General features: G+C 70.8%; 7 protein-coding genes. 2 read left to right on the top strand and 5 right to left on the bottom strand.

Annotated elements, in window-relative coordinates; all coding sequences use genetic code 11:
* Positions 1-64 precede the first annotated feature (64 nt).
* The 3 genes from ABZ562_RS21460 to ABZ562_RS21450 form a co-directional block, all read right to left on the bottom strand.
* Positions 65-958 (bottom strand): ACP S-malonyltransferase, encoded by an 894-nt coding sequence (locus tag ABZ562_RS21460; RefSeq protein ID WP_361481918.1) that lies wholly within the window; start codon positions 956-958, stop codon positions 65-67.
* A gap of 154 nt (positions 959-1112) precedes the next feature.
* Entirely contained in the window at positions 1113-2408 is a 1296-nt protein-coding gene (locus ABZ562_RS21455; RefSeq protein WP_361481878.1) for an ABC transporter permease, read from the bottom strand.
* Positions 2405-3439, bottom strand: a complete 1035-nt coding sequence (locus tag ABZ562_RS21450; RefSeq protein ID WP_361481875.1) for an ATP-binding cassette domain-containing protein — start codon at positions 3437-3439, stop codon at positions 2405-2407. Before ABZ562_RS21450 ends, ABZ562_RS21455 begins: the two co-directional genes overlap by 4 nt.
* Positions 3440-3816: 377 nt before the next feature.
* Here ABZ562_RS21450 and ABZ562_RS21445 point away from each other — a divergent pair, with 377 nt between their 5' ends.
* Positions 3817-4440 (top strand): thioesterase domain-containing protein, encoded by a 624-nt coding sequence (locus ABZ562_RS21445; protein WP_361481872.1) that lies wholly within the window; start codon positions 3817-3819, stop codon positions 4438-4440.
* A 67-nt stretch (positions 4441-4507) separates the two neighbouring features.
* The gene (locus ABZ562_RS21440) at positions 4508-5917 is read left to right on the top strand and encodes a class I adenylate-forming enzyme family protein (RefSeq protein WP_361481869.1); all 1410 of its coding nucleotides are present in this window, start codon (positions 4508-4510) and stop codon (positions 5915-5917) included.
* 81 nt (positions 5918-5998) lie between these two features.
* Here ABZ562_RS21440 and ABZ562_RS21435 read toward each other — a convergent pair whose 3' ends face one another.
* A complete protein-coding gene (locus ABZ562_RS21435; protein ID WP_361481866.1) occupies positions 5999-7657 on the bottom strand; it encodes an NAD(P)/FAD-dependent oxidoreductase in 1659 nt (552 codons plus the stop codon).
* 39 nt (positions 7658-7696) lie between these two features.
* Positions 7697-10492 carry an AAA family ATPase gene (locus ABZ562_RS21430; protein ID WP_361481915.1) on the bottom strand — a complete coding sequence of 932 codons (2796 nt, stop codon included), beginning with the start codon at positions 10490-10492 and terminating at the stop codon, positions 7697-7699.
* Positions 10493-11009: the final 517 nt, after the last annotated feature.

Here is an 11009-nt window from a genome sequence, read left to right as displayed (position 1 = left end):
AGGGGCCGGGCCCCGCACCCCCTCCAGGGTGCGGGGCCCGGCCCGTTTCTCCGTACGGAAGTGGTCAGCGCTTGCGCGGGGGGCGCTGCCGCTTGCCCGGGCCCACCGTCACCACCTCGAAGGTGGACTTGGTGCGGTCCAGCCGGTGGAAGAGGTTGTCGGGCCCGGTGATGTACATCGTGGACACCCCGGCGTTCTTGAGCGCGTCCACGACCTTGGGCCAGTGGATCGGCAGGTCGAAGGTGTCCAGCAGCATCGTGCGCAGCTCGTCGGCCGTCGTCACCAGGGAGCCGTCCTGGTCGGCGACCACGGGCAGCTTCGGGTCGAGGATCTCGTATCGCGGCAGGATCTCCTCCGCGGCCCGGCGCCGCAGCTCCGCGAACGCGGGCGCGTGCACCGCCGGGACCATGGTGTACATCGAGTACCCGCCGGCCCGGCTGATGCTCTGCTTGAAGCCCTCCAGCTCCTTCTCGCGCAGCGACACCATGAAGAAGCCGTCGTCGAGATAGCCGGAGTAGTCGTACCACTCGCCGCGCTCGCCCAGCTCGTCGAGGATCCCGGTCAGCTTCTCCTGCGGGGTGCGGACGAAGGTGTGGGTGACCGCGTCCTGGTACTCCTCCGTGAAGTACGCGTGCTCACAGCGCGCCAGCTCCGCGGTGAGCCGCACCACCTCGGGGAAGGGGAGCGAACCGACGTACGCCGCGGCCGCCTTCTGCCCGAAGCTGGGCCCGACGCACAGGTCCGGGACGAGCCCGTGCTCCTGCTCGGCCCGGTCCGCCGACGCCATCGAGTTGACCAGGAAGGCGATCTGGGTCGCCTCGGAGTAGTCGTCCTCCGAGTCGCGGAGCCGGTCGAAGACCGAGTAGCCGAGGGCTTCGTCGGCCTCGGCCAGCCGCTTGCGGGCGAACGGGTCGAGCGTGAGGAACCTGCCCACCTCGGAGAAGCCGGAGGGTCCCATGCCCGGGAAGACGATGGCCTTCTTCGTCCGCCCGGAAGCCGTCCGCCCGGAAGCCGTCCGCCCGGAAGCCGTCTGCTCGGGAGCCGTCTGCGCGGATGCCATCCGCTCGGATGCCGTCATGCTGTCGTGCCTTCGTTCTCGGTACGGTCGGCGCTCAGTCCTGCGCCCGCTTGTTGAAGCCGCGGATGCCGATGAACCCGTAGATCAGGATGGCCGCCGCGATGGCGGAGAAGCAGATCCACAGCGGGATCGACTCCGGTGTCTTGGGCCCGGGGGTCAGCAGCAGCCCGCGCATCGCCTCGGTGATGTAGGTCAGCGGGTTGAAGGTGCACAGGATCTGGAACCAGCGGACGCCGTCCAGGCTCCGCCACGGGAACTGCGTGGCCCCGGTGAACATGATCGGGGTGAGCGTCATGGCGAAGACGATGGAGATGTGGCGCGCGGGCGCCAGGGTGCCCAGGGTGAGGCCGACGCAGCCGCCGACCAGGCCGCCGAGGCTGAGGATGCCCAGCGTCTCCGGCATTTTCGACAGCGGCCAGGAGACGTCGTCCAGCAGCGCCAGACCGATCGGGATCATGACCAGGGAGCCGATCAGACCGCGCATCGCGCCGAAGACCGCCTTCTCCACCGCGACCAGCGAGACCGGGATGGGGGCGAGCAGCCGGTCCTCGATCTCCTTGGTCCAGGAGAAGTCGATGGCCAGCGGCAGGGCGGTGTTCTGCAGGGCCACCAGGAAGCTGTTGAGCGCCACCACACCGGGCAGCAGCACCTGCTGGAAGCCGGGCTGGGTGAAGCCGATCTCGCCGAGCACCTTGCCGAAGACGAACAGCATGAAGAACGGCTCCACGATGACCTGGCCCAGGAACGGGCCCATCTCCCGGCCGGTGACGAAGACGTCCCGCCACAGGATGAAGAAGAACGTCCGCCACCGGTTGGCGCGCCGCCGGTGACGCCCGCCGGACCCCTTCGCGGACCTCGCGGGCACGATCTCCGTGGAGGGACCGGAGTGCTGCTCCGGCACGGCGAGGGTGGCCGACGCGGCGGTGGCCGGGCCGGCAGCGGGCTCCCGTACGGCGACGGCCCCGGCCGGAGCGGGCGCCGGAGCGGGGGCGGGGGCCGCGGCGGGCCCGGGGGCCGGAGCCGGTGCCTTCGCGGCGGCCGCGGGATTGGTGGGACCCGTGGGCCCGGTCCGCTTGCCGGAGCCCTGCGCGCCCGGCTTGGGCGGTGTGACGGTCAGGGTCAGGGTGTCGCCGATGTCGCTCTTCCCGGCGCCGCCCTTGCCACCGCCGCTCTTCTCGGAGACCACCGTGCCGTCGATCACCGTGCCCGCGCCGGGGCGGCGGTCGACGCGCGGGTGCTCGCCGTCCCGGCGGCCGGTGGACGTGTCTCCCGCGGCCTTGCCGCCGGAGTTCGCCTCTCCGTCGGGCGTGGGTCGTGTGGAGGTGGTCATCGCAGCTCTTTCCCTGTCAGCTCGACGAAGACGTCTTCCAGGCTCGCCTGGCTCACGCTCAGGTCCTTGATCTCGCAGCCGGCGTCGGTCAGGACCTTGAGGCAGGTGGGAAGGAGCACCGAGGAGGGGGCATCGCTGTAGACCTTCAACCGGGCGCTGCCGTCGCTGCCTTCCGCGGCTCCGCCGCCGAGGATGGACTCGACCAGGTCCTTGTCGTCCTGCTGGATCACCTCGACCCGCTCGACCACCCCGAGGCCGCGCACCATGCCGAGTACCCCGTCGAGCCCGCTGGGCGGCGGCTGCACCGTGACCGACAGCGCGGTGTTGCTGAGCCTGCTCGTCAGCGCCTCCGGGGTGTCCAGGGCGAGCAGCTTGCCGTGGTCCACGATCCCGATCCGGTCACACAGCTTGGCCGCCTCGTCCATGTCGTGCGTGGTGATGACCACCGTGACGCCGCGCAGCTTGAGTTCGGCGACCCGGTCGCGCACGAACAGCTGCGACTGCGGGTCCAGGCCGGTGGCCGGTTCGTCGAGGAACAGCACCCGGGGGCGGTGCATCAGGGCCCGCGCGATCATCACGCGCTGCGCCTGGCCGCCGGAGACCTGGTCCGCCCGGGCCTTCGCATGGTCGCCCAGGCCCACCCACTCCAGGCTCTCGTCCGCGAGCCGGTTGCGCTCGCCGCGGGACAGACCGTGGTAACCGGCGTGGAAGGTAAGGTTCTGACGGATGGTCAGGGACCGGTCGAGGTTGTTGCGCTGCGGGACGACGGCGAAGGACTGCCGTGCCACCGCGGGCTTCGCCACCACATCGACGCCCTGTACGAACGCACGTCCGCCGCTGGGAGCGACCCGGGTGGTCAGGATCCCGATCGTGGTGGTCTTGCCCGCCCCGTTGGGGCCGAGGAACCCGAAGACCTCGCCATGGTTGACGGTGAAGCTGAGATCGTCGACCGCCGGGGCGGGCCGACCCGGATACTGCTTGACCAAGCCGTCGACAACGACGGCGAAATCAATAGGACGTGTTGTGTTCATCGCTGTCGTCGCACCGATTTAATTGGCTTATGGAGAACATGCTTTCGCCATGTCTAACACGGCTGCTTGACTCCAGGTCGGAGCCCGCCCGTACGTTAGGGGGTAGGGGGAGAAGTCAGGGGGCATAAGGGGGTCCCCGGTTGTGCCCCGCGCCACCTATGGATGCCGTGGTACCCCGCAAATAACACGTACACCGGATAGCGGTTGCTAGGGGTTGTGACCACCACAGCGGGGCCATAACCTCACGGAGTCAGCGCCTCGATCGAACACGGTCGACACGCCCCATCCGTGCACTCGTGCCCGGCCCCCTCAGTGCAATCGCGGGGATGTACTCCTTGAGCCAGGTCAAGCCCGATGATGTGGGCCTTATTCGGATATTGCAAACGGAAACTCCCAGCAGTTTCCGGCTGATCTGCTTCCCGGAGTCCGCCCACTCCACCGCGTACTACCTCTCCCTGTCCGAACTCCTGCTGCCCACCGTGGAGGTCCTGGCGATCCAATACCCCCTCCACAGCGGCGTGGAGGACGGCGAGGACGGCGAGGACGGCGAGCGGCTGACCGGCTCCCCGGAGCTGGTCGACCGGATCTTCGGCGCGCTGGGCGAGTGGATGGACCGCCCGATCGCCTTCTTCGGCCACCGGGCCGGGGCCGACCTCGCCTACCGCGTGGCCGAGCGCCTGGAGCGGGAGACCGGGACGCCGCTGCTGACCCTGTTCGTCTCCGGCCGGACCGCGCACTGGGACATGGACCTGGGCCCGCCGGCCCTCGGCTGCCGCATCGTCGCCCTCGCCGGCGAGGGCGACCCCAAGGCCCCGCTGCGCGGCGTACGGGCCTGGCGGCGGCGTACGAGCGGACGGTTCGACCTCGAGGTGTTTCCCGGCTCCCGCGGCTACCTCGATTCGAGCCGCAGAGAGGTCGTGAACCTGGTGCACGACCAGCTGCTCTCGCAAGTCCCCGTCGACGCCGAGTGGGAGCTCGGCGCCGAAGACAAGGGCGCCTAGGCACCCCACGCCCGCGGCTGCCCGTACTCCTCAGGCACTCCTCAGGGAAAAGGAAAGAGTACGTTCGATGACCGCGAAGATCTACGCGCTCGACTCGGTGCAGACCCTTGCCGACTTCGAGCTGGACGCCATCCGCGTCGCCGATGTGATCCGCGAGCACGGGGTCGCCCCGGGCGACCGCGTCATCCTCAAGGCGGGCAACTCCGCCGCCTACGTGAGCGTGTTGTTCGCCCTCATGCACGTCGGCGCCTCCATCGTCCTGATCGACCAGCAGGAGCACCCGGACGAGACCCGGCGGATAGCCCGGCGCACCGGCGCCGGGATCGCCTTCGTCGACGACGACTCCCCGATCCACGACGACGCCCGTGCGGTGAACCTCTACGAGCTGATCGCCCCGGCCGCCGGACGCCCGCTCAGCACCCATGAGCTGTCCTTCGACGCCTGGGCCGACCGGCAGGACGGCCTCATCATGTGGACGTCCGGCTCCACCGGCGAGCCCAAGGGCGCCGTCAAGTCCGGCCGCAAGTTCCTGACCAACCTGGAGCGCAACGCCGCCCAGGTGGGGCACCGGGAGGACGACGTCCTGCTCCCGCTGCTGCCCTTCGCCCACCAGTACGGGCTGTCCATGGTGCTCATCGCCTGGCTCACCCGCTGCTCCCTGGTGATCGCCCCCTACAAGCGCCTCGACCGCGCCGTGCAGATGGCCGGGCGGACCGGTGCGACCGTGCTCGACGCCACCCCCTCCAGCTACCGCACCATGCTCAACCTGGTCGGCCGGAAGCCCTCGCTGCGGGCGCGGCTGGAGCAGGTCCGCATGTTCTGCTCGGGCGCGGCACCGCTCGACGGCGCGCTCTCCGACGGCTACGTCGCCGAGTTCGGACTGCCGCTGCTGGACAGCTACGGCAGCACCGAGCTGGGCAACATCGCCTTCGCCACCCTGGAGAACCCGGTCTCCTGCGGCCGCGCCATGGACGGCATCAAGCTGCGCGTCATCGACGAGTCCGGCGTCCCGGCCGCCCCCGGACAGGCCGGTGAGATCGAGGTCGACACCCCGGACGCGCTGGAGGGCCACCTCGCCGAGGACGGCACCATCGACGCCATGCCGACCGGCTGGCACGCCACCGGCGACCTGGGCTACCTCGACGAGGACGACAACCTGTTCGTCCTGGGCCGGAAGTTCGCGGTGCACCGCTACGGCTATCTGCTCTACCCCGAGCTGGTCGAGCGCAAGGCCGCCGTCGCCCGGATCTCCACCCGGATCGTGCCGCTCCCCGACGAGCGCCGCCGCGGCGATGTGCAGCTGGTCTTCTTCGTCGAGGACGACGAGGGGCGGGACGCCAAGTACTGGCGCGAGCGGCTGTGCGAGGTGCTGCCGGTCTACGAGCAGCCCAACCGGGTCGAGGTGCTGGACGCCTTCCCGCTCAACCGCAACGGCAAGCCGGACAAGCGCCGCCTGGAAGAGATCGCGCGAGGCTGACGGCACGCGCGACCAGCGCGGCAAGCATGACAAGGGGGGCCGGTGCTGAGCACCGGCCCCCTCGGCGTTTCCGGGGAGCCCCTAGTCGTACGGCAGCTCTATGGGGGCCAGGTCGTGGAAGCGGTCGCCCGGGCCCGGGTTGGCCGGGTGCGTGGCGCCGCCCAGGTGGTTGAGCACCCCCCACACCGCGTTGAGCGCCGTGGTCACCGCCCCCTCGGCGAATCCGGCCGTCCAGGAGACGTCGTCCCCGCACAGGAAGAAGCCGCGCTGCTCCGGCGCCATGTCCTCCTGCATGAACTGGGTGAACAGCCGCCGCTGGTAGCGGTAGTGGCCGGGCAGGTTGGACTTGAACGCGCCCATGAAGCGCGGCTCGGTCTCCCAGGTGACGGTCAGCGGCCCCGCGACGATGTGGGAGCGGATGTCGACGTCCGGGTAGATCGCGCCCAGCTGGCCCAGCAGCCGCTCCAGCCGGTCCTCGGCCGAGAGGGTGGCGACCTTCAGCGAGTCGTCGTTCCAGGTGTACGACAGGCACATCACCCCGGGCCGGTCGGGCCCGTCGTCGAACAGGTAGACCCCGCGCGGCATCCGGTCGGTGAGCGTCATGCTCATCACGTCCTGGCCGGTCGCCGGGTCGGTGTCCCGCCAGAACGGCCGGTCGACCAGGACGAACAGCTTGGAGGCGCCCATGTAGTGGGTGCGCTCGACCGCCGTCCACAGTGGGGCGGGCAGCAGCTCCGGGTCGCAGTCGATCCGGTTCAGCAGGGTCCAGACGTGCGGGCTGAAGACCACCGCGGGGAACTCGCGCTCCTCGCCGCTCTCGTCCCGTACCCGGACGCCGTCCCCGGCCCGCCGCAGCCGGGTGACCGCGGGGCGCGGCCGGCCGCCGTGCAGCGACGCCAGCGAGGTGCCCTCCGGCCAGTGGGCGGGCGCGGCCGGGGCGTGCTCCCACAGGCCGCGCGGCAGCTGCTGGGAGCCGCCGACGATGCCGACCTGGTGGTCGTCGGCGTCGGTGACGACGACGCGCAGGATCTCCAGCACCGAGTTGGGGAAGTCGGTGTCCCAGCCGCCGGTGCCGAAGCCGACCTGGCCGAAGATCTCCCGGTGGCGGAACGACTGGAAGGTGGAGGAGGTGGCGAGGAAGCCGTAGAAGGACTGGTCGTCGAACTCCCTGACCAGCCGGTCCCAGACGGCCTTCAGCGTGGCGGTGTCCCGCCGCTGGATGGCGTCCCGCACGGTGGACAGCTCGGCCCGCTCCTGGAGCGCCTTCTCCCAGGCGTCGGCGACCTCCTGGTAGACGGACGGGAGGTCGTCGGGGGTACGGGCCCGGCGGCGCCCGCCGTTCAGGTCGATCAGGGTGCTCGGGGTGGACGGCGCCAGGGGGTTGGGGAAGGGCCGGGTGTCCAGTCCGAGCGTGCCGATGTAGTGGAACAGCGCGGTCGCGGAGACGGGAAATCGCATGGCGCCCATTTCCGCCACATAACCCGGATTCCCGGGAAAGGGCGTGGAACGCATCCGGCCGCCCAATTGCTCCGCTTCGTAGACGACCGGACGCAGTCCCAGGCGCAGAAGTTCATACGCCGCCGTCATCCCGGACATTCCGCCGCCGATGACCGCGACTTCGGTGCCGTGCCGTTCACCCGGCACCGCGCCCAGACCGGCTGGATGGGTCAGCCAATTGTCGTACGAAAAGGGAAAGTCCGGTACCAGCATCGTCAGGGGAGACGCGGGCGCAGACGTCATGGAAACAACCTCTTGGGGCCGTGCGGAATCGCGGGGATATCAGGCGGTGTGGGCGACGTCGAAATCGAGGCTCGCGGGCAGATCGCGCCGCTGACTGATGTTGATCTTCCGGTAGACCCGGGTGAGGTGCTGCTCCACCGTGGAGATCGTGATGTAGAGCTTGGCCGCGATCTCCCGGTTGGTGTAGCCCGAGGCCGCGAGGGCGGCCACCCGGCTCTCGGCGTCGGAGAGTTCGGAGAACGTGGAGGTGTCCTCGCCGGTGCGCGCCGCCTCCGACAGGGCCGAGCGGCCCGGGGTGCGCTGCAGCGAGCGGGACAGCTCCTCGGCGCCGCACCCGTCGGCGAGCCGCAGGGCGCGCCGGGTCATCAGCCGGCTGGTGTCCAGGTCGCCGAGGTGCTTGTGGGTCTCCGCGAGATCGGCCAGCGCCCGCGCCATCTCGTACCAGCTGCCCCGCTCCTGGAGCACCGTCGCGGCCTGCTGGAGCAGGGCGGGCCGCTCGCCCACCGGCCGGGTGGCGGCCAGCACGCGCAGCGCGGCGCCGCGGGCGCGCGAGGACGTGTCGCCGGTCAGCTCCAACTGCTCCTGGGCCAGCCGCGCGGCCCGGTCCTGGCTGCCGAGGGTCAGCCAGGTCTCGGCGGCGCCGAGCCGCCAGGGCAGCACGGCGGGCGAGTCCAGGCCCCAGGCGGTCATCTTCTCGCCGCAGGCCCGGAAGCCGGTGAGGGCGGCGTGCTGGCGCCCGGTGGCCAGCTGGTGGCAGGCGCGTGCGTACAGGTAGTGGAGCCCGTACCGGCTCTGGAACATCTCCTCCGGCACCGGCCGCGCCAGGATCTCGGCGGCGGTGTCGTGGTGGCCCATCGCGGTGTGCGCGTTGACCAGCATCGCGAGCGGCATGCCGACGGAGACACCCCAGCCGCGGGCCGGAAGCTCCTCCAGTGCCCGCTCCGCGTGGCGCACCGCGTCCGGCAGCCGGCCGGCCCGCACCGCGATCTGGGCCCGCAGGGCGAGGAAGGCGGCCAGCACCCCCTTGGCGCCGCGCCGCTCGCACTGCTCGATCAGCTGGTCGCACCAAGTGGTGGCGGTGGGCCGGTCCGCGTAGACGAGGGTCTCCATCGCCACGTACACCGTCGCCTGGGTCGCGTCGGTGAGCCGGGTGGTCTCCAGCACCCGCTCCACGGCCTGTACGGCACGGTCGTCGGCGCCGTGGCGCAGCACGGTCCGCAGCGCCTTGCCCACGGTGAGCAGGGGCGACTCGGGCGTCTGCTCGGCCGCCGGCGGGCCGCCGGCGCCGGGGCCGTCCGGCTCGGCCCGATGCAGGTAGGGCCGCAGCGCGGGGGAGCCGGGGAAGGTGGTGGCCAGCGCGAGGTCGATGGTCCGCAGGGTGGTGTCGAGTTCCGAGCCGGGGGTCGCGGCCCGGTCGATCCGGTCGAGGGCGGCGGCGGCTTCGGCCGTCTGACCGAGCGCCAGCAGCCGCAGGAGGACCGGGATGGCGTACTCCGGCGGCAGCTGCCCGCTGCCGGCGGGACCGGCCAGCGACTGGAGGCGGCGCAGCTGGGAGAGCGGATTGAACGCCCACATGGCTTCCACCATCGTGACCTGGAGGATGAGCGTCTCCAGCTCATCGGTGGTACATCGGTGGGCCATCTGGAGGCAGTTGACGGCCAGTTCCATGCGGTCCGCGGCGACCGCGTGCCGGGCGGCGTCGCGCAGGGTGTCGGGGATCCACTCCTCGACCGGCTCGGCCGGTTCGTGGTGGAGCAGATGACCGGCCACCTGGAGGGGACAGGCGCCCTCCTCGTGCAGCAGCCGCGCGGCCCGGTGGTGCAGGGTGCCGAGTTCGTCCGCGGGCAGGTCGTCCAGCAGTACGGTGCGCACCTCCTCGCTCCTGAAGTGCGCGTCGTAGAGAATGCCGACCTCGGTGAGCGCCGCGACGGCCTGCCGCACCTGGCGCTCCTCGACCGCGACGAGCTTGCTCAGCAGGGGGACGGACGAGGCGTCGCCCAGCAGGGCGGTGCCCTGGGCGACCCGGTGGTGGACCGGGCCGCCGCGGTAGACGCAGGACAGCGCCGCCTGCCGGAACAGCTCGCCGGGCGCCGGGGTGCCGGTGCCGGGCGCGGTGTCGAGGGGATCGCAGGTGAGCCGGGAGAACCGGTCGTCCAGCAGGCCGCGCAGCAGCAGCAGGTTGCCGCCGGTCAGTTCGTGGAACGCGGCGGCGTGCCGCCCGGCCTCCGCGGGGCCCAGTTCCTCGGTCAGCAGGGTGGTGACGCCCGCGACGGTGAGCGGCGCGAGCCGTACGTGGCCCACGTTCGGCCGGTGCAGCAGTTCGTCCAGGGCCGGGGTGGCGGCCCCGGTCAGCGATCCGCGGGTCATCACGACGGACAGTGCCTCGGAGCGGCAGCGGCGGATGCCGTAGGCGAGGGCGCGCAGGGAGGGCGCATCGGCGTACTGGACGTCGTCGATGGCGATCAGCAGCGGTGCGTCGGCGGTGAGTTCGTCCAGGGCCCGGTGGAAGGCCTGGAGCAGCGGCAGATCGGCCTGGTGGGGGCCGTGCGGGCTGTGCGGTGTGTCGAGGCCCGGCCGGGGGCGGTCGTCCTGATGGCGGGCCGGCATGCCCTGGTAGAGCTGTTCGATGACGGCGTACGGGAATTCCTGCTCGAAGGCGGAGGCCACCGCGTTCAGCACCCGGACGTCACGCGCTCTCGCGGTATCCGTCACCTGGTGCAGAAGCGCGGTCTTTCCGGAGGCCACCGCACCGCTGATGACAGCGAGTCGGTTTCCTTCGCGGGCGCCGCCGAACAGGAGCCGCATGAGCCGGTCTGTCTCCTGGTCGCGCTCCACCAACACTTGAGAAACACCTTCCCCGAATTCAACTTCTGCACAGGGGTGGTGAAAGCAACGCGCCGTTCGGTGCACGGCGTGCCATTGCTTTATCCCCCGATGTGGAAATGTCTTGCCGCTGGGTGCGCCCCCGTTCCTTTCCCCTATCGCACCCGCTGCGGCGGTGTGGACGCGCTGGCGTCGTCGCGTCGCTGTGGTCGTCGGCCCGGACGGCTCGCGGGTCAATCCCCAACCCCCGCCGGTGGGCTGCCGGATGGGAACTCTAGCAGTGCTGTTGGTACGAAAAGATGACGGAGGTGCCACGGGTGATTGCGTTCGATTACGGTCGTTCCTGTCTCCTGGGGTTGTGAAGCTGCGACGTACATCTAGGTTTGCGCCCCCTCGCAGGTAGAAGCGGGGTGACCTGGGGTAACGTTGTTCGAGGATGTGAAGGTTGCGCGAAGGTGCGGGGGAGTTCGTGCTCGACTCACGCCCCACGGTGTCCCGTTGTGCGTGTTTCAACTAAGTGGACACCGCG

The sequence above is a fragment of the Streptomyces sp. NPDC019937 genome, assembly GCF_040631655.1.
Lineage (GTDB): Bacteria > Actinomycetota > Actinomycetes > Streptomycetales > Streptomycetaceae > Streptomyces.
The sequence above is the reverse complement of the archived record's forward strand: the minus strand, read 5'-3'. Positions and strand labels throughout refer to the sequence as shown.

What these genes read in the sequence shown, in the direction of transcription:
- ABZ562_RS21460 (WP_361481918.1), bottom strand. Translation starts at nt 958, where the DNA reads ATGGGACCCTCCGGCTTCTCCGAGGTGGGCAGGTTCCTCACGCTCGAC.
- ABZ562_RS21455 (WP_361481878.1), bottom strand. Translation starts at nt 2,408, where the DNA reads ATGACCACCTCCACACGACCCACGCCCGACGGAGAGGCGAACTCCGGC.
- ABZ562_RS21450 (WP_361481875.1), bottom strand. Translation starts at nt 3,439, where the DNA reads ATGAACACAACACGTCCTATTGATTTCGCCGTCGTTGTCGACGGCTTG.
- ABZ562_RS21440 (WP_361481869.1), top strand. Translation starts at nt 4,508, where the DNA reads ATGACCGCGAAGATCTACGCGCTCGACTCGGTGCAGACCCTTGCCGAC.
- ABZ562_RS21435 (WP_361481866.1), bottom strand. Translation starts at nt 7,657, where the DNA reads ATGACGTCTGCGCCCGCGTCTCCCCTGACGATGCTGGTACCGGACTTT.